Raw genomic sequence first — 17,606 nt, 5'->3', positions numbered from 1 at the left:
CGAAATCACAATGATTGCGTGTCGTAAAACAAGCAAAAACGCCGGTTTTCCGGTAGTTTTTGCAATTTTCAGACCCTGAAAACAGTAGAGACGGGCTTTCGCCCGTCTCTCAACGCTTGAATTCGGAAAATCCGAAAAGAATCAATGGGCAACAGAAGCGCCTGATTCTTTGCTTCCTTCATCGCCGACAATTGGCGGCTCAGGCGACTCCTTCCATTCGATCGCCTCTGGTTTCACCGTCAGAGCGTGATCGAGAACCTCGCTCATCTGCGAGACCGGAATGATCTCCATTTCGTTCTTCACATTGTCCGGAATTTCCGCCAGATCCTTGGCGTTCTCTTCCGGTATGAGAACGGTCTTGATTCCGCCACGCAGCGCCGCAAGCAGCTTCTCCTTGAGGCCGCCAATCGGCAGGACCCGACCACGCAAAGTGATCTCGCCGGTCATGGCGACATCCTTGCGCACGGTGATGCCGGTCATGATCGACACGATCGCAGTCGCCATGGCGACGCCGGCCGACGGGCCGTCCTTCGGCGTTGCGCCTTCCGGCACGTGGACGTGGATGTCGCGCTTGTCGAACATCGGCGGTTCGATGCCGAAATCGACGGCGCGCGAGCGCACGTAGGAGGCGGCGGCGGAGATCGACTCCTTCATCACGTCACGCAGGTTGCCGGTGACGGTCATCTTGCCCTTGCCGGGCATCATGACGCCTTCGATGGTCAGCAGTTCGCCGCCCACCTCGGTCCATGCGAGGCCAGTCACAACGCCGATCTGGTTGTCCAGTTCGGCTTCGCCGTAACGGAAACGCGGAACGCCGAGATAATCGGACAGGTTATCCGCCGTCACATCCACCGATTTGACGCCATCCTTCAGGATCTTCGTCACGACCTTGCGGGCAAGAGACTTCAGTTCCCTTTCGAAGTTGCGGACGCCTGCTTCACGCGTGTAACGGCGAATGATCTGCCGCAACGCGTCGTCAGTGACCGAGAACTCGTTCTTCTGAAGCGCGTGATCGCGAACCGCCTTCGGCAACAGGTGCCGCTTGGCGATCTCCAGCTTTTCGTCTTCGGTGTAGCCGGCGATCCGGATGATCTCCATGCGGTCCATCAGCGGCGCCGGGATGTTCAGCGTGTTCGCCGTAGTGATGAACATGACGTTCGACAGATCGTATTCCACCTCGAGATAGTGGTCCATGAAGGTCGAGTTCTGTTCCGGATCGAGCACTTCGAGCAAGGCCGAGGACGGATCGCCGCGGAAATCGGCGCCCATCTTGTCGATCTCGTCGAACAGGAACAGCGGATTGGCCTTCTTCGCCTTCTTCATCGACTGGATGACCTTGCCGGGCATCGAACCGATATAGGTGCGTCGGTGACCGCGGATTTCGGCTTCGTCGCGAACGCCGCCGAGCGCCATGCGCACATATTCGCGACCGGTCGCCTTGGCGATCGACTTGGCGAGCGACGTCTTGCCGACGCCGGGCGGTCCGACGAGGCACAGGATCGGCCCCTTGATCTTGTTCGAACGGCTCTGCACGGCGAGATATTCAAGGATGCGTTCCTTGACCTTCTCCAGACCGTAGTGATCGGTTTCGAGAATGTCGTCGGCCTTGTTCAGATCGACCTTGATCCGCGATTTCTTGCCCCACGGAATTCCGAGCAGCCAGTCGAGATAGTTGCGCACGACGGTTGCTTCCGCCGACATCGGGCTCATCTGCTTGAGCTTCTTCAGTTCGGCGTCGGCCTTCTCGCGCGCTTCCTTCGAAAGCTTGGTCTTCGTGATGCGCTCTTCCAGTTCGGACATCTCGTCGCGGCCGTCTTCGCCGTCGCCGAGTTCCTTCTGGATCGCCTTCATCTGTTCGTTGAGGTAGTATTCGCGCTGGGTCTTCTCCATCTGGCGCTTGACGCGCGAACGGATGCGCTTCTCCACCTGCAGAACGGAGATCTCCCCTTCCATGAAGCCGAGGGCGCGCTCAAGGCGTTCCTTGACGCTGACAGTCGCCAGCATCTCCTGCTTTTCAGGAATTTTGATCGACAGGTGCGAAGCGACCGTGTCGGCCAGTTTCGAGTAATCGTCGATCTGGCTGGCGGCGCCCACCACTTCCGGCGAGATCTTCTTGTTCAGCTTTACGTAGTTTTCGAACTCGGAGACGACGGAGCGCGACAGGGCCTCGTTTTCGACCGGATCTTCTTCCGGTTCGGACATAACCTCGGCGGCCGCCTCATAGAACTCGTCTGTGCGGGTGTAGGCCGTGACTTTCGCGCGGTCCTTGCCTTCGACGAGAACCTTCACCGTTCCGTCCGGCAGCTTGAGAAGCTGCAGCACATTGGCGATTGTGCCGACCTCATAGATTTCCTCGGCCTTCGGATCATCGTCGCCAGCATTGATCTGGGTCGCAAGCAGGATCTGCTTGTCTGCGCCCATCACTTCTTCCAGCGCGCGAATGGACTTTTCCCTGCCGACAAAAAGCGGAACGATCATGTGCGGGAAGACGACGATATCGCGCAACGGCAATACCGGATAGGTCGTCGTCTCGCCATGCTGAGTGGTCATTTCATTCATCTTGTTTCCTTTCGACCGCGATAGTTACGCCCGCCCGGATGAGCCCGGCGCATTTGACGCGTCACTTGCCTGCTAATTGGAGTTTTCGGCAGGAGGTTTCAAGCCTGAAACAGGGCAATAGCCAAATAGCTGCAATGCATCCACAGGACGAATCGTCCCAGTGTATCATGTATATAGGGAGCCGGAGCCGGCGTCGGAAGGTGTATTGTCCGGTTTCACAGCTATTGTGATCGGCGCGCGATGGTTTGCAAATGCCAGGCAAGCGCGCTGTTGCTGCTGAAAACGTCGCTTCCTGTCCGTTTCCGGGCTTCTTCCAGAATGTCTATTGTCGGCAGATTTGTGCAGGACACGAATACGGCGTCAGCGTCGGCTTGCTGCGCCAGCGCCTCGACGGCGGCAAGGACGGACGCTTGCGAGATTCTCACAACGGCGCTTTCCCGTTCCTCGTAAAACGAGCCGGAAGCAACGATTTCAAATCCTTCGCCGGTCAGTTTGGCGGCCATGGCGTCCGTGACGGAGGGAATGTAGGGCGTCAGAAGGCATATCTTGCGCGCATCTATGGATCGCAACCGGGCTATGGTCGCGGTTATCGGATCGGTGACCGGAACATCTGGGATGACACTGTTGACCGCGTCAGCGACCTTTTGAGCTCCGATGGTCGTCGCTCCGGACGTACAGCCATAGGCGACGGCGTTGTAGTTTGCGCCTTCAGGCAGCATTGCTGTGGATTGCGGAATGCGGGCTTCCATAAGACGGAGCGTCTCCGGCGTCACCAGCGCCTCGCTTTCGATGCGGCTGTAGTGGACGACACTGGCGCGATCCAGCAGGACGCCGAATTCCTTCTCGAGCGTTTCATCCGTCTTGAGGACAATGATCCCATAGGTCGCGAGTCTGTCGCGCTCGGGATCGAGATCGTAGTGAAACTTCAGCATTGCATTCATCCTATCACAGGCATTCTTTGCGGCGCGCGCCGGGTCAGCAGGATCGGGCCGTCTTCCCGGACGAGGAGATTTTCCTCGTGCACCAGCATGCGTCCGTCGCCAAGTCCGAGCGATGGCTCCAGCGTCATGACCATGCCCGGTTGCAAAACTGTGGGATCGCTGGCGGTGATCGACGGAAACTCCGTCAACTGCATCCCAAGACCGTGCCCCATGCGCCCGACGCCTGCAGAGCCTGCGCCGGGCAAAAGCGCCGCCATGGCGTGAAACAGGTCTGCACAGCATGCCCCGGGTTTCGCCGCTTCCAGCCCTGCTTCCGTCGCCTCCCACAGCTTTGCATGCGCGTCGTGGACGTCCTGCGCCACGTCACGAACTGCGAAGTTTCGGTCGAAATCGCAAAAATAGCCGTCCCAGACGCATCCCGTATCAAACATCAGCACATCGCCTACGGTAAGCCGCCTGGCCGACGGCGGCGAGATAATGTCCCGATACCCGCCACGGCCGGCGCCGCCAACAAGATAGGAGACGTCGTCGACCCCTTCCTCAAGGCACAGGATCTTGAAGGCCTGAAAGGCCTCCCGTTCGCTCATGCCGGCATGGATCGCCTCTGGCGCGCGATCGAAAGCCCTGCCCGCCGAAAGGCAGGCATGGGCGATCTTTTCGACCTCGGCCGCGGATTTGACCATGCGCAGCCTCAGCAAAAGCGCGGTGATATCCGGGAACCGTGCGCCCGGCAGACGTAGCGTCAACGCCTCGAAATCCGCAAGCGGCATACGCAGGGCTGTTTCTCGTCCTTTTGGCAGGCCAATCGATGCGCCCTCGCCCGCCAGTTCAACGATCGTTTCGCACAGCAGCTCCAGCCCATGGTCATCAGCGGCCGGCGAATCCCACGCGCGGATATCCTTGACGCCGGCGCGGCGCATGCATTCCGCGCCAATTTCGGGAATGACGGCGACCGGATTTCCGGATTGCGGCGCCAGCAAAAACCAGGGCCGGGTCGGGCTCTGCCAGAACTGTGTGAAAAAACCGGTGAAATACCGGATTTCGGCTTCTGTGGTGAAGAACGCCAGATCGATGTCTTGCGCCCGCATGCCTTGCTGCAGCCGAGCGAGCCGGTTTTCGAATTCCTGAGCGACAAAGCCGCGTTGGGGCGTATCTTCGGACATGATCCATCCTGATACTGCGCCTGTTTGCAGGTCAAGCCGCGGCAAAGCAGCAGAAATGTCAAAAAAACCCGCCACGAGGGCGGGTTTCGAAAATTCGAATCAAGCGGGAGCGGCTACGCCGTGGCGTTGCCCTTTTCCTCGTCGCGCTCAGAGTAAATGTAGAGCGGCCGCGCCGACCCGTTGACCACCTCGTCCGAAATAACGACTTCCTGGACCCCTTCGAGGGACGGAAGCTCGAACATGGTGTCGAGCAGGATCTTTTCCATAATGGAGCGCAGGCCGCGCGCGCCGGTCTTGCGGGCGATCGCCTTTTTGGCGATGCCGCGCAGCGCGTCCTCATGAAATGTGAGTTCGACACTCTCCATTTCGAAGAGCCGTTGATACTGCTTGACGAGCGCGTTCTTGGGTTCAGACAGGATCGAGATCAGCGCGTCTTCATCGAGGTCTTCCAAAGTGGCGATGACCGGCAGGCGACCGATGAACTCCGGGATGAGGCCGAACTTGACCATGTCCTCGGGCTCGAGTTCGCGCAGGATCTCGCCTACGCGTCGCTCGTCCTGCGCCTTGACTGCTGCGCCAAAACCGATCGAGGTCTTTTCGCCGCGCGCCGAGATAATCTTGTCGAGACCGGCGAATGCGCCGCCGCAGATGAACAGGATATTGGTCGTATCGACCTGCAGGAATTCCTGCTGTGGATGCTTGCGCCCGCCCTGCGGCGGAACCGAAGCAACCGTGCCTTCCATAATCTTAAGGAGCGCCTGCTGAACGCCCTCGCCCGATACGTCCCGGGTAATCGAGGGATTGTCCGACTTGCGCGAGATCTTGTCGACCTCGTCGATGTAAACAATGCCCCTCTGCGCGCGCTCGACATTGTAGTCGGCCGCCTGCAGCAGCTTCAGGATGATGTTTTCGACGTCTTCACCGACGTAACCGGCTTCGGTCAGCGTCGTGGCGTCCGCCATGGTGAACGGCACGTCGATAATTCTCGCCAGGGTCTGGGCAAGATAGGTCTTGCCGCAGCCGGTCGGTCCCACCAGCAGGATGTTCGACTTGGCGAGTTCGATATCGTTGCTCTTGCTCGAATGGGCAAGGCGCTTGTAGTGATTGTGCACGGCCACCGACAGCACGCGCTTGGCCTGCTGCTGACCAATCACATATTCATCAAGCGTATCGATGATTTCCTTCGGAGTCGGCACGCCGTCGCTGGATTTCACCATCGAGGATTTGTTTTCCTCGCGAATGATGTCCATGCAGAGTTCGACGCATTCGTCGCAGATGAAGACCGTCGGTCCCGCGATCAGCTTGCGTACCTCGTGCTGGCTCTTGCCGCAAAACGAACAATAGAGGGTGTTCTTCGATTCGCCACCGCTTCCACCGCTAACCTTGCTCATATTCCATTCCTTCTTATGACCCGACTCTGCGCCGGATCAGTATTTGTCCGGATTTTGCGGCCGGTCTGCGCGACGGCGCCAGTCATGCTCGTCACCAAATGCACTCAGCGCGACATCGATAGCAATAGTCTAAAACCGGAGGCTATTCGCATATCCTTGAACATACCCTTAACACCTCATATTAATGCGCTACACCTGCCGCACCAGTCCTTAATGCGAAATTTTGTTGTAGAATTGTCGCATTTCCAGCAAAACCGCCAAGTGCGTCAGACCTTCGCTTCGCCTTCAACAGCTTCTCGGCTCGAAATCACACGATCAATCAGACCGAAATCCTTCGCCTCATCCGACGTCATGAAATGATCGCGGTCGAGCGTGTTCTCGATAGTTTCGTAGTCCTGACCCGTGTGCTCCACATAAATTTCGTTCAGACGGCGCTTCAGTTTGATGATGTCCTGAGCGTGGCGCTCGATATCGGACGCCTGGCCCTGGAAGCCGCCGGAGGGCTGGTGCACCATGATGCGGGCATTTGGCGTAGCGAAGCGCATATCCTTGTGACCTGCGCACAGAAGAAGCGAACCCATCGACGCAGCCTGGCCGATGCAAAGTGTCGAAACGGCCGGCTTGATGAACTGCATCGTGTCGTAAATCGCCATGCCTGACGTCACGACGCCGCCGGGCGAATTTATATAGAGCGCGATTTCCTTCTTGGGGTTTTCCGCCTCCAGGAAGAGAAGCTGGGCGCAAACAAGCGCCGCCATCCCATCCTCGACTGGTCCGGTGATAAAGATGATTCTTTCTTTCAGCAGCCGGGAGAAGATATCGAAAGCGCGTTCGCCGCGATTCGTCTGCTCGACCACCATCGGCACAAGATTGAGTGCAGTCTCGACCGGGTTTGACATGTATTTGCCTTTTCTGCTGCTCCGCATGGGAACCATGGCGGAGAATCGCTTCGTGTGGTTCCTAGCCTACATAGGACGCCATACCATGCAGGTTCAAGAGATGTCGCTTCCGGGAATTCGTGCGCGGCGACCGGAGCCGCCGCACATCTTCCGATCAAACGGCCGCCAGCGCCTGTTCGAGATCGCCGATGATGTCCGGGGCATCCTCGATGCCGATCGACAGACGCACCACATCCGGCCCCGCGCCGGCCGCCACCTGCTGCTCGGGCGAGAGCTGGCGATGGGTCGTGGACGCCGGGTGGATGACCAGCGACCGCGTGTCTCCAATATTGGCGAGATGCGAGAACACCTCCAGCGACTCGACGAAAGTGACGCCCGCGTCAAAGCCGCCCTTCAGGCCGAATGTGAAGACCGCGCCCGCCCCATTGGGCGAGTATTGCTTCATCAGGGCGTGGTTCGGGTCATCCTCGAGTCCCGAATAGGAGACCCAGGCGACCTTGTCATGGCCTTTCAGCCACTTCGCCACTTCCAGGGCGTTGTCGCAATGCTTCTGCATGCGCAAGGGAAGCGTCTCAACCCCGGTAAGCAGCATGAAGGCGTTGAAGGGCGACAGCGCCGGGCCAAGGTCGCGCAGGCCAAGAACCCGACAGGCGATTGCGAAACCGAAATTGCCGAAGGTTTCGTGCAGAACCATGCCGCCATATTCCGGCCGTGGCTCCGACAGCATCGGGTAGTTGCCCGATTCGGACCAGTTGAAGGTTCCGCCGTCGACAATGACGCCGCCCATGGAGTTGCCATGGCCGCCGATGAACTTGGTCATGGAATGCACCACGATATCGGCGCCGTGTTCGATGGGACGCAGGAGATAGGGGCTCGCCATCGTGTTGTCGACGATCAGCGGCAGGCCATGCTTGTGCGCGATATCGGCGATTGCCTTGATGTCGACGAACGTTCCGCCGGGATTGGCGAGGCTCTCGATGAAGATGGCGCGTGTCCTGTCGTCGATCTGCTGCTCGATTTCGTCAGGATTGGCCGGATCGACCCAGCGGACATGCCAGTCGAAATTCTTGAAGGCGTGGCCGAACTGGTTGATCGAGCCGCCATAAAGCTTGTTGGCGGCGATAAAATTGTCGCCGGGCTGCATGATCGTGTGGAACACGATGAGCTGCGCCGCATGGCCCGACGCAATCGCCAGCGCGGCGGTTCCGCCTTCCAGCGCTGCAATACGCTCCTCGAGAACCGCCTGGGTCGGGTTCATGATGCGTGTGTAGATATTGCCGAAGGCCTTCAACCCGAACAGGGAAGCGGCGTGCTCGGCGTCCTCGAAAACGAAGCTCGTCGTTTGATAGATCGGAGTCGCGCGCGCTCCCGTTGTTGGATCGGGCTGTGCGCCGGCGTGAATCGCGAGCGTGCCGAAACCGGGTTCATTGCTGGGCATGAATTCCTCCTGCTGGTTGGTAGTCCTGATTTCAAGTTATCGCGCGAGACACGCGGGCTTCTTCAACCGTCCTGCGCGCGATCGCGTTGCGGGCGAATTCCGAGAGCCTGATAGCCTTTCTGCATCAGCGGCTTTTTCGACGAGATCATCCGACTGTTGACGCCATTCCATTTGATCTCGCCGGAATGCCGGCCATATTCTATTTTTGGACAGCGGTTCATCACGACTTCGATCCCCGCCGCTTCAGCCTTGCGGGCCGCTTCGTCATTGCGCACGGTCAATTGGGTCCACAGAACATCCGGCCGATCGTCCAGCGCAAGGATTTCATCGACGATACCCGGCAAGGCGTCGGATCCGCGAAACACATCCACCATGTCGATATGAACCGGAATGTCGGCGAGCGAAGCGTAGACCGTACGGCCCAGCACCTGCTTTCCCGCCAGGCCGGGATTGACCGGATAGACGTCGTAGCCCTTGGCGAGCAGGTATTTCATGACGATGTTGCTGGGCCGCACGTCGCGGCCGGAAGCGCCTATCAGGGCGATCGTCTTTACGGAACGCAGTATCCGGGAAATATAGGATTCCGGATAGGTATCGTGATCCATTTCTAACTCTCGGGTAACGTATACTTGACTTTTGGCGGAGGCCTGCAACCTAACTTCGTCTGGCGCACTGCCTTAACAGCATATATTGTAGTGCTCAACAGGCGATGTGTTGCAGTTGTTTCAGCCTGGCGTCGTGGTCTTTCGGCCGACGCCGGTTCAGACGGTCGGCAAGAGGAGATCCAAGGTGAGGAAATCGACAGCCATTGCAATGTGCGCGGTGTTTTACGCCATGCCCGCAAATGCTATCAACAATTACAATACGACGAACCTGACCTGCGCGCGAACCCAGGCGATCCTGCAACAGGAAGGCGCAGCTGTGCTGCACTACAGAGATCCGCGCAAACCATCCATACCGCTTTATGACGTCTACGCAAAGAATTCGGGTTATTGCGGTTACGGCCAATACGCGAAACCCTATTTCGTACCGACGAAGGACAATCCAAAGTGCCGTGCGCGAATTTGCAAGGATCAGTCAATCTCCCGCTGAGACGCGTCAGGCGGCGCGATAGATAACAAGTTGTCTTTTCATCCCGCTGCATGTCGGGTTAGAAAGAGCGTGTTCCGACACGTAAAGGACCCGTTATCGTGAGAAAAGTTGTGCTCCTGACATTGATGGCTGTCGCCACGAGCCTGCCGGCGAACGCAATGAGTCGCTACGACGCCACCTCTCACACCTGCGTCAAAATTCAGGCGATACTGAAATTGGAAGGCGCAGTCGTGTTGCGCTATCCTTCGCCTCGAGATTACAAACTGACGCTTTACGAAACCTACGCCTCGGATTCGGGGCAATGCGAATACGGCCAGTTCGCAAAGCCGTCCTGGGTTCCTTCGCAGGACAAGAAACGCTGTCGCGTCAGGGTTTGCGCCGATCAAGCCTCGGACTACTGACTCTGCGACGGCGCGATACGCCAGACCGTGTGGTTAAACCCACATTCCCGGACCAAGCTGCACGCTAGTGTCCGGACGCTGACGCCTGTGTGCCTTGCCGGATGACAGGAACAAGCGTTGGCGATGATTGGCACACGAGGCAGATATTTGTTTATAGTTTACCTTGCAACAGTGTTTGCTGTTTGCGATCAACAAGTACTGCTGTGCAGTTGACATAGGAGATTGGCGTTGAAAAGAACTGTCGTACTGGCCATTTGCGCCGCCACTATTGCAATGCCGGCCCATGCGCTGAGCCGTTACGATTCGACGAGACTGAGCTGCGCCCGCATCCAGGAAATACTGAAATCAGAGGGCGCGGCGGTGTTGCGCTATCCCTCGCCGCGCATTCCGGCCCTGACACTATACGACACCTATGCGTTTCATTCGGGATATTGCGGTTACGATCAGTACGCCAAGCCATCCTACGTGCCGTCGCAGGATCGCAAACGCTGTCCGGTTCGGGTGTGCACCGACAACAGCAGGACCGGCGACTTCTAATCGCCACAGTTGTGTTTCATCGAGGCGCGAGCCGACCCGGCAGCGGGTCGGCGTCGGAACCAACGATCACACCGCGCGACGCATTTGATTACCCGCAGAACATTTCTGAAAGGCATCGGGGCCCTTGTCCTCGGCGGCATGTCCCTCGGCGCATACGCCGTAGCGGGGGAGCCGTCACGGCTGGTCACCCGCTCCTACAAGATCACTCCCACGGGATGGCCCGGAGCGCTACGTTTGAGAATTGCCGTACTCGCCGATATCCACGCCTGTCGTCCGTGGATGACGCCGGAGCGCATCCGTTCGATCTGCGCGCACGCCAACGCGCTTTCACCGGACATTACGCTGCTGCTTGGCGACTATTGCACCGGCCAGAAGGGTATTTCAGGCGTGGTTTCCGCTGAAGAATGGTCTGACGCCTTGTCAGGACTTTCTGCTCCGCTCGGCGTTCACGCCATTCTCGGAAATCACGACTGGTGGGAAGACGAAGCTGCGCAGGAGCGGGGCCACGGACCGATCGTCAGTCAGACAGCGCTCGAAAACGTCGGTATCCAGGTCTACGAGAACCACGCTCTGCGCATCGAAAAAGACGGACAGGCTTTCTGGCTCGCCGGATTGGGCGATCAGGTGGCGCTGACGCCTCGTTACGGACGCGCGCGCTGGAGCGGCGTCGACGATCTCGGCGCAACACTGGCCATGGTCACGGATGACGCGCCGGTGATCCTTTTGGCGCATGAACCGGATATCTTTCCGCAGGCGCCGGAACGGGTTTCGCTGACATTGTCCGGCCACACTCACGGCGGCCAGATCCGCCTGTTTGGTTATTCGCCCTATGTCCCGTCCAGATACCACAACCGGTACGCCTACGGACACATTGTCGAAGCAAGGCCCAGCGTAAGCGACATACGACCGGCGACGCCGCGGGATCTGATCGTCTCCGGTGGGCTGGGCTGCTCTATTTTGCCCGTCCGCTTCGGCATGCCGCCGGAGATCGTGATGGTGGAGATCGGCTGACCCAGCCCGTGCGCCCTAGCGGCCAGTCCATTCAGGATCGCGTTTTTCCAGAAAGGCGTTGATCCCCTCCTCAGCGTCGCGGGCAAGCATGTTTTCCGTCATGACCCAGGCGGTGTAGTCGTAGGCTTCGGCAAGCGGCCGATCCATCTGCTGATAAAAGGCGCCCTTGCCGATTTTCAGGGTCAACGGAGATTTCGAGGCGATCGCCGACGCGTATTTGTCGGAAACGGTGCGCAGATACTCTTTGGGCACGACCCGGTTCACCAGTCCGTATTCCTTGGCGGCGGAGGCGTCGACGGGCTCGCCGGTGAGAAGCATTTCCATGGCCTGCTTGCGGTGGGCGGCGCGCGAGATTGCGACCATCGGCGTCGAACAGAAGAGACCGATATTGACGCCGGGCGTACAGAAGGTCGACGTATCGGTGCATATGGCGAGGTCGCAGGTCGCGACAAGCTGACAGCCGGCGGCTGTCGCCAGTCCGTCAACTTCCGCGATGACGGGTTTCGGCAGATTGGTGATCTGCAGCATGATGTCGGAACACATGCGCATGGTTTTCTCGAAAAACGCCCGCCCCCGATCCGCGTCCTCGCGATGTCCGGTCATCTCCTTCAGATCGTGCCCGGCGGAAAACAGCTTGCCGGCGGCGGCGATCACGACGACGCGCACTTCCCGGTTCTCCTCCGCCGCAGCGAGTTCGTCTCGCAACGTCTGCATCAGGGCGATCGACAGTGCGTTTGCCGGCGGATTGTTCAGTGTCAGCCTGAGAATGCCGTTGGCAAGCTGACTGATGACAAGCGCTTTGTCATCGTCATTCATTTCTGCTGCGGCCTGCGCCATGGCGTCCTCCTGTCATTCGCGGGTGCTGGTTGTGTCTCTGACGCTCTTATAACGCAATTGCGCTGTCGTGACAGCCGGGAGACCCGGTTTTCACGCCGCCGTTTTCATGGCTTGGCAGAAACGCGTTTTGTTTTTACGTTTACGTCCACGTTAGGGAGGAATGAATGAACAAGGTCCTGCTCGAAAAGGACGGGCGCGTGGGGCGTATCACGCTGAACCGTCCTGAAGTGATGAACGCGATCGATGATGAACTGCCTGCAGAGCTCGAGCGCGCGGTGGAACAGGCGAATTCCGATCCGGGCGTTCATGTGATCGTTCTGTCGGGCGCCGGCAAGGCGTTCTGCGCGGGTTACGATCTAGCCTATTATGCGCAGGCGACGGCCGGTTCTGGCCACGAAGCGACCCAACAAATGCCGTGGGACCCCATGAAGGACTATGCTTTCATGATGCGCAACACGCAGCATTTCATGTCCCTGTGGCGTTCGCACAAGCCGGTGATCGCCAAGGTGCACGGCTATGCGGTGGCTGGCGGTTCCGATATCGCTCTATGCTGCGACATGATCATGATGGCCGACAACGCGCAGATCGGATACATGCCGACCCGGGTATGGGGATGCCCCACGACCGCCATGTGGGTTTACCGGCTTGGACCAGAGAAGGCGAAGCGCATGCTGTTTACGGGCGACAGGATCGATGGCCGGGAGGCTCAGGACCTGGGGCTGATCCTGAAATCCGTGCCGGAAGACGAACTCGACGAAGCAGTGGACACCCTTGCTGATCGAATTTCGGGCGTGCCGGTCAATCAGCTCATGATGCAGAAGCTGGTGGTTAACCAGGCGATTGAAGCAATGGGGCTCCACCAGACCCAAATGTTCGCCACGCTGTTTGACGGCGTCACGCGGCATTCGCCGGAAGGACTGAACTTCAAGGCGCGCGCCGAGGAATTCGGCTGGAAACAGGCGGCCAGAGAACGCGATCTCGGCACCTTCGACTGGACAGAAAACCGACCGATCAATCCCGGCAAATAGGCGCGAAACCAATGAACGCTATCGCATACGAACCGAAAATGACTGCCGCGGAAGTCAACGCATTTCTGAGGCAGGTCTATCCGGAGCTTAACGGAAAAGAACCGGACTACCACGCCATCGACGTTTTTCCGGGGGGATGCACGGTGCGTCTGGAAGCCGGCAGCCGACATATCCGGCCAGGCGGCACGGTGTCGGGGCCTTCGCTTTTCACGCTCGCCGACATTGGCGGATATGTCTGCGTTCTGACCCACGCCGGCGCCGACGCCTTGTCGGTGACGACCAACATCAACATCAACTTCATGCGCAAGGCCGAACCCGGCCCGATCGACGGCGTCTGCCGCATTCTCAAGCTCGGCAAATCGCTCATGGTCTTCGACATAGACATCCGCAACGGCTCCGACGGGCTGACCGTCGCGCATGCGACCGGCACCTATTCGATCCCGCCAAAACGGATAAAAACGCCCGGATAACAGACCATTCCCATGCGGTAATATAATACCTATTTTTTAAGATATTGTTTTCATTGAATTAATTAAGAATAATCTGGAACCTTTCCGCTTGACGACGCCTATGCGACGGCCTATAAGCCTCGCTCAATGTCGGTCCCTTGCGGGGCCGACATGTTTTTTACCGGCGCAAGCCGGCCCCAAGCAACAAGAAACGCCTTTGGCGACAAAGGTTCAGGAAAGAGAAACCCGAATGAAAACCTTCTCACAGAAGCCCGCCGAGGTGGAGAAGAAGTGGATACTGATCGACGCTGAAGGTCTCGTCGTCGGCCGCCTCGCTTCCATCGTGGCCATGCGCCTGCGCGGCAAGCACAAAGCCTCCTACACTCCTCACGTGGACGATGGCGACAATGTCGTGATCATCAACGCCGGCAAAGCCGTTTTCACCGGCAAGAAGTACACCGACAAGAAGTATTACTGGCACACCGGTTATCCCGGCGGCATCAAGGAGCGCACCGCTCGCCAGATTTTCGAGGGCCGCTTCCCGGAGCGCGTGATCGAAAAGGCCATTGAACGGATGATACCGCGCGGTCCGCTCGGCCGTCGCCAGATGAAGAACCTGCGCGTCTATCCCGGCGCAGAACATCCGCATGAAGCACAGCAGCCGGTCAAGCTCGACGTCGGCGCTATGAATTCCAAGAATGTAAGGACCGCCTGATCATGGCTGAACTCAATTCCCTCGAAGAACTGGGCACCGCGGCCGAAACCGCAGAAATCCAGGCTCCCGTGCATGTCCAGAAGCTGGACGAATTCGGCCGTTCCTATGCGACCGGCAAGCGCAAGGACGCCGTCGCACGCGTTTGGATCAAGCCCGGCACCGGCAAGATCACGGTCAACAAGAAAGACTTCACGGAGTATTTCGCACGCCCGGTTCTGCAGATGATCCTGCAGCAGCCGATCTTGGCGGCGGCCCGTGACGGCCAGTTCGATGTGGTCGCGACGGTCGCCGGCGGCGGTTTGTCCGGACAGGCAGGCGCCGTGCGTCATGGCATCTCCAAGGCGCTGACCCTCTATGAGCCCGGCCTTCGCTCGGTTCTGAAGAAGGGCGGCTTCCTGACCCGCGACAGCCGCGTTGTGGAACGCAAGAAGTACGGCCGGGCAAAGGCTCGCCGCTCCTTCCAGTTCTCCAAGCGCTGATCGACAGCCTTTTTGCCGACTTTCGAACGCCCGCAGCAATGCGGGCGTTTTTGTTTGAGATTACGGTTGAGTATCTGCTGACTGGCTGCTAGCTGTGGCGGAGCCGTTTGAAACTGGCTTCTGCATCAAAAGATCAGCCTGCCAATGTTCATGATTTTGAAATAGATCTTCGAGCCTCGCTCATGGCCTCCGACCCGCCTCACGGGAACCGGAGATCAAGACTCTCATCAACATTTTTCAATGCTTATATCTCTGCGAAAGAGATGCTCATGTATGTGCGATTTGTTTGCGCAGACGATCACCCGACTGCGGAAGGGGAACTCGGTATGTTCGAAGCCCGAAGATGGATCGACTTTTCCGTCCAGAAGGGCAGTATACAGCGTGCTCAAGAAGACGCTTTCTGGTGGTTTGCTGCTAAGCATGGAGGTCCCGGCCTTGCCTATCCAAGTTTGAAAGGCAAGAGCCGGACCCGCAATGTGAGGAAATCGTTGTTTTGGTTTGTAGAGGATTCTGCATTTCCGCATTACGAAAAAGGAAGTGTTATCCGAAGAGCGCGGGACCTTGCTTGGGCGATAACGCAGACAGGCGCCGAAATTCGAGAGATAAAAACAGCCGATCCCGGCAGAATCATTTGGCGTGACTGGGTTCAGGTGCTTGCCCTGCCCAATCCGGGCTCTGTCCCTCGAGCCTTGTAACAAACAGAGAATTCCCATGAACGTTTCAGAAGCCCTCGCGTCACGGATAAGCTGCCGCGCCTTCAAACCGGACCCTGTCGACAGCAAGACGGTGCGCGCCATCATCGACGGCGCCCGCTTCGCTCCCTCGGGGGGCAACCTGCAGCCCTGGCGTCTCTTCGCCGTTTCGGGAACTCCCCTGACCCGGTTGTTCGAAGACATTCGGGCGAAGATGGCGGACACGCCGCGTGGCGAAACGCCCGAATACAACGTCTATCCGCCCGACCTGAAGGAGCCGTATGCGGCGCGACGGTTCAAATGCGGTGAAGATCTCTACGCCTCGATTGGCATCGAGCGAGACGACAAGCCAGGGCGCATCCGCCAGTTCCGGCGCAACTTCGAGATGTTCGGGGCGCCTGTCGGGCTCTTCGTCTACATCGACCGGACGATGGGACCGCCGCAATGGTCGGACGTCGGCATGTTCCTGCAAAGCATCATGCTGCTTGCCCGCGAGCACGGCCTGCACACATGCGCGCAGGAGGCCTGGGCGCAATGGCATACGACGATCGACGACCATCTGAAACCGCCGGCCGAATGGATGCTTTTTTGTGGCATCGCGCTCGGCTACATGGACGAAGACCATCCGATCAACACGCTGCGAACCGAGCGGGCGTCCGTTGACGAGATCGTCACATTCCTGGGGTAACCAGACGAGCCCCTAATCACTCAGCAAATGCTCGAAGCGCGCATCGGTAAGCGTCTTAAGAAACGCGACGAGAGCGTCGATATCGTCCTCGGACAGCGGTGAACCAGCTTCAAGCTCCGCGCGAGACAGGCTGTGGCTAAATTCCGGCTCGCCCCAGGCCAGGCCCGTCTCCGGATTGATCTGATAGAACGGGTCGTCCGTGAGGTAGCGATTGTAGAAGAGCACGGTGGTTCTCAGATCGTTGAACACGCCATTGTGCATATAAGGCCCGGTCACCGCCACGTTGCGCAGTGTGGGAACCTTGATCTTTCCGGCTTCGGCGGGATCATCGACGGCGGCGTTGGCGAGCAGACCGAGATCCGCCCTGACATCGGCGCCGCCGTTGGCCTTACGCACAGCTTTGTTCACCGGCGCGCCGACATTGTGGTACTCGTAGTTCGAGAAAGTCTCTTCCAGTTCGGCCGGCCCGTTGCGCAACCGGTGACAGAGCGCGCAATTGGTCAAACCTTCGGCGAAGAATAGCACCCGACCCCTTTCCTCCTCCGGCGTAAGCGTCGCTTCGCCGACCAGGAACCGATCGTAGCGGGAATCGAACGGACGAAAAAACGCAGAACGCTCGAAAGCTGCGATGCTTGCGACCAGAGCATCGTAGGCCTTATCGGCATCGTCGAAGACGGCCTCTCCGTAATGTTTTCGGAACGCCGCGACATAACCCTGGTTTTCCCGCACTCTTTCAACGACGGCGCGCTTTTCGAGCATTCCCATCTCGGCCGGATTGAGCAAGGGCGTCACCGCCTGTTCCTCCAGTGTGGCGGCGCGCCCATCCAGAAATAAACCGCCCCTGTAGCGTCCCGTCTCGGCTTTATGAAAAGCGGGAATGAAGCCGACATAGCCTATGGACGGCGCATTTCTGTCGCCCAGCGATATCCCGTCGTCGCCCAGAGAGACAGCGCGTGAAACGCCGGCGCCCGCCCCGTTGTCACGCGTATCGACAAAGCCGTGGTCCGGCGCGTGGCAGGTGGCGCAGGATTGCGTGCGGTTCATCGAGAGATTGCGGTCGTGATACAATAACGCGCCCAGTTCCTCGACCGTATCATGGGACGGGTCGATGGCGCCGGCCGGCAGACTGAAGGCGATCAGAAACGTTCCGCAAGCCAGGATATTTCCGATCAGATTCACAAACACGATTTGGCCGCGCATCCCGTTGGACATGATTTACAAGCTATACTATATAGCGCGGCGGAACTTTGACACTGCGCATTGCGCCTTCAACTGGAACCAGGGAC

General features: G+C 58.6%; 19 protein-coding genes. 10 read left to right on the top strand and 9 right to left on the bottom strand.

The features are described from left to right. Positions 1–141: 141 nt before the first annotated feature. The 7 genes from lon to K1W69_RS05035 form a co-directional block, all read right to left on the bottom strand. Positions 142–2,550 carry an endopeptidase La gene (lon, locus tag K1W69_RS05065; RefSeq protein WP_220227842.1) on the bottom strand — a complete coding sequence of 803 codons (2,409 nt, stop codon included), beginning with the start codon at positions 2,548–2,550 and terminating at the stop codon, positions 142–144. 230 nt (positions 2,551–2,780) lie between these two features. Further along, entirely contained in the window at positions 2,781–3,491 is a 711-nt protein-coding gene (locus K1W69_RS05060; protein ID WP_220227230.1) for a maleate cis-trans isomerase family protein, read from the bottom strand. A 5-nt stretch (positions 3,492–3,496) separates the two neighbouring features. After that, positions 3,497–4,663 carry a M24 family metallopeptidase gene (locus K1W69_RS05055; protein WP_220227229.1) on the bottom strand — a complete coding sequence of 389 codons (1,167 nt, stop codon included), beginning with the start codon at positions 4,661–4,663 and terminating at the stop codon, positions 3,497–3,499. Positions 4,664–4,776: 113 nt separating this feature from the next. Continuing rightward, complete coding sequence (gene clpX / locus K1W69_RS05050) at positions 4,777–6,054, bottom strand: ATP-dependent Clp protease ATP-binding subunit ClpX (RefSeq protein ID WP_220227228.1); 1,278 nt, start codon at positions 6,052–6,054, stop codon at positions 4,777–4,779. Between the two features lie 266 nt (positions 6,055–6,320). Beyond that, positions 6,321–6,953, bottom strand: a complete 633-nt coding sequence (locus K1W69_RS05045; protein ID WP_220227227.1) for an ATP-dependent Clp protease proteolytic subunit — start codon at positions 6,951–6,953, stop codon at positions 6,321–6,323. Positions 6,954–7,107: 154 nt separating this feature from the next. After that, positions 7,108–8,391 carry an O-acetylhomoserine aminocarboxypropyltransferase gene (locus K1W69_RS05040; RefSeq protein ID WP_220227226.1) on the bottom strand — a complete coding sequence of 428 codons (1,284 nt, stop codon included), beginning with the start codon at positions 8,389–8,391 and terminating at the stop codon, positions 7,108–7,110. 62 nt (positions 8,392–8,453) lie between these two features. Continuing rightward, on the bottom strand, positions 8,454–8,996 hold the full coding sequence (locus K1W69_RS05035) for a CoA-binding protein (protein ID WP_220227225.1): 543 nt from the start codon (positions 8,994–8,996) through the stop codon (positions 8,454–8,456). A gap of 184 nt (positions 8,997–9,180) precedes the next feature. On the opposite strand from K1W69_RS05035, the gene K1W69_RS05030 reads away from it, so the two are divergent. The 4 genes from K1W69_RS05030 (at position 9,181) to K1W69_RS05015 (ending at position 11,432) form a co-directional block, all read left to right on the top strand. After that, positions 9,181–9,483 (top strand): hypothetical protein, encoded by a 303-nt coding sequence (locus K1W69_RS05030; RefSeq protein ID WP_220227224.1) that lies wholly within the window; start codon positions 9,181–9,183, stop codon positions 9,481–9,483. A gap of 98 nt (positions 9,484–9,581) precedes the next feature. Continuing rightward, positions 9,582–9,884 carry a hypothetical protein gene (locus K1W69_RS05025; protein WP_220227223.1) on the top strand — a complete coding sequence of 101 codons (303 nt, stop codon included), beginning with the start codon at positions 9,582–9,584 and terminating at the stop codon, positions 9,882–9,884. Positions 9,885–10,112: 228 nt separating this feature from the next. Continuing rightward, complete coding sequence (locus tag K1W69_RS05020) at positions 10,113–10,421, top strand: hypothetical protein (protein ID WP_220227222.1); 309 nt, start codon at positions 10,113–10,115, stop codon at positions 10,419–10,421. Between the two features lie 84 nt (positions 10,422–10,505). Further along, positions 10,506–11,432, top strand: a complete 927-nt coding sequence (locus tag K1W69_RS05015) for a metallophosphoesterase (protein WP_220227221.1) — start codon at positions 10,506–10,508, stop codon at positions 11,430–11,432. A gap of 15 nt (positions 11,433–11,447) precedes the next feature. Here K1W69_RS05015 and K1W69_RS05010 read toward each other — a convergent pair whose 3' ends face one another. Beyond that, complete coding sequence (locus K1W69_RS05010; RefSeq protein ID WP_220227220.1) at positions 11,448–12,269, bottom strand: enoyl-CoA hydratase; 822 nt, start codon at positions 12,267–12,269, stop codon at positions 11,448–11,450. Positions 12,270–12,433: 164 nt separating this feature from the next. Between K1W69_RS05010 and K1W69_RS05005 the strand changes: the two genes are divergently transcribed. The 6 genes from K1W69_RS05005 (at position 12,434) to K1W69_RS04980 (ending at position 16,320) form a co-directional block, all read left to right on the top strand. Beyond that, on the top strand, positions 12,434–13,297 hold the full coding sequence (locus K1W69_RS05005; protein ID WP_220227219.1) for a crotonase/enoyl-CoA hydratase family protein: 864 nt from the start codon (positions 12,434–12,436) through the stop codon (positions 13,295–13,297). An 11-nt stretch (positions 13,298–13,308) separates the two neighbouring features. Next, a complete protein-coding gene (locus tag K1W69_RS05000) occupies positions 13,309–13,767 on the top strand; it encodes a PaaI family thioesterase (protein WP_258570810.1) in 459 nt (152 codons plus the stop codon). A 229-nt stretch (positions 13,768–13,996) separates the two neighbouring features. After that, entirely contained in the window at positions 13,997–14,461 is a 465-nt protein-coding gene (gene rplM / locus K1W69_RS04995) for a 50S ribosomal protein L13 (protein WP_220227218.1), read from the top strand. 2 nt (positions 14,462–14,463) lie between these two features. After that, entirely contained in the window at positions 14,464–14,940 is a 477-nt protein-coding gene (gene rpsI / locus K1W69_RS04990) for a 30S ribosomal protein S9 (protein ID WP_220227217.1), read from the top strand. Positions 14,941–15,047: 107 nt separating this feature from the next. Continuing rightward, positions 15,048–15,635: a hypothetical protein gene (locus K1W69_RS04985; RefSeq protein ID WP_220227216.1), complete on the top strand. Its 588-nt coding sequence runs from the start codon at positions 15,048–15,050 to the stop codon at positions 15,633–15,635. A gap of 16 nt (positions 15,636–15,651) precedes the next feature. Further along, complete coding sequence (locus K1W69_RS04980; RefSeq protein ID WP_220227215.1) at positions 15,652–16,320, top strand: nitroreductase; 669 nt, start codon at positions 15,652–15,654, stop codon at positions 16,318–16,320. Between the two features lie 12 nt (positions 16,321–16,332). Here the strand turns inward: K1W69_RS04980 and K1W69_RS04975 are convergent, their stop codons facing one another. After that, positions 16,333–17,505 carry a cytochrome-c peroxidase gene (locus K1W69_RS04975; protein WP_220227214.1) on the bottom strand — a complete coding sequence of 391 codons (1,173 nt, stop codon included), beginning with the start codon at positions 17,503–17,505 and terminating at the stop codon, positions 16,333–16,335. Positions 17,506–17,606: the final 101 nt, after the last annotated feature.

The sequence above is a fragment of the Flavimaribacter sediminis genome (genome assembly GCF_019492055.1).
Classification (GTDB): Bacteria; Pseudomonadota; Alphaproteobacteria; order Rhizobiales; family Rhizobiaceae; genus Flavimaribacter; species Flavimaribacter sediminis.
Note: the sequence above shows the minus strand (reverse complement) of the source record. Positions and strands in the feature narration are given on the sequence as shown.

Bases quoted from the DNA above. Each gene is read 5' to 3' on its own strand.
- lon (WP_220227842.1), bottom strand. From the start codon at position 2,550: ATGACCACTCAGCATGGCGAGACGACGACCTATCCGGTATTGCCGTTG.
- K1W69_RS05060 (WP_220227230.1), bottom strand. From the start codon at position 3,491: ATGCTGAAGTTTCACTACGATCTCGATCCCGAGCGCGACAGACTCGCG.
- K1W69_RS05055 (WP_220227229.1), bottom strand. From the start codon at position 4,663: ATGTCCGAAGATACGCCCCAACGCGGCTTTGTCGCTCAGGAATTCGAA.
- clpX (WP_220227228.1), bottom strand. From the start codon at position 6,054: ATGAGCAAGGTTAGCGGTGGAAGCGGTGGCGAATCGAAGAACACCCTC.
- K1W69_RS05045 (WP_220227227.1), bottom strand. From the start codon at position 6,953: ATGTCAAACCCGGTCGAGACTGCACTCAATCTTGTGCCGATGGTGGTC.
- K1W69_RS05040 (WP_220227226.1), bottom strand. From the start codon at position 8,391: ATGCCCAGCAATGAACCCGGTTTCGGCACGCTCGCGATTCACGCCGGC.
- K1W69_RS05035 (WP_220227225.1), bottom strand. From the start codon at position 8,996: ATGGATCACGATACCTATCCGGAATCCTATATTTCCCGGATACTGCGT.
- K1W69_RS05010 (WP_220227220.1), bottom strand. From the start codon at position 12,269: ATGGCGCAGGCCGCAGCAGAAATGAATGACGATGACAAAGCGCTTGTC.
- K1W69_RS05005 (WP_220227219.1), top strand. From the start codon at position 12,434: ATGAACAAGGTCCTGCTCGAAAAGGACGGGCGCGTGGGGCGTATCACG.
- K1W69_RS05000 (WP_258570810.1), top strand. From the start codon at position 13,309: ATGAACGCTATCGCATACGAACCGAAAATGACTGCCGCGGAAGTCAAC.
- rplM (WP_220227218.1), top strand. From the start codon at position 13,997: ATGAAAACCTTCTCACAGAAGCCCGCCGAGGTGGAGAAGAAGTGGATA.
- rpsI (WP_220227217.1), top strand. From the start codon at position 14,464: ATGGCTGAACTCAATTCCCTCGAAGAACTGGGCACCGCGGCCGAAACC.
- K1W69_RS04980 (WP_220227215.1), top strand. From the start codon at position 15,652: ATGAACGTTTCAGAAGCCCTCGCGTCACGGATAAGCTGCCGCGCCTTC.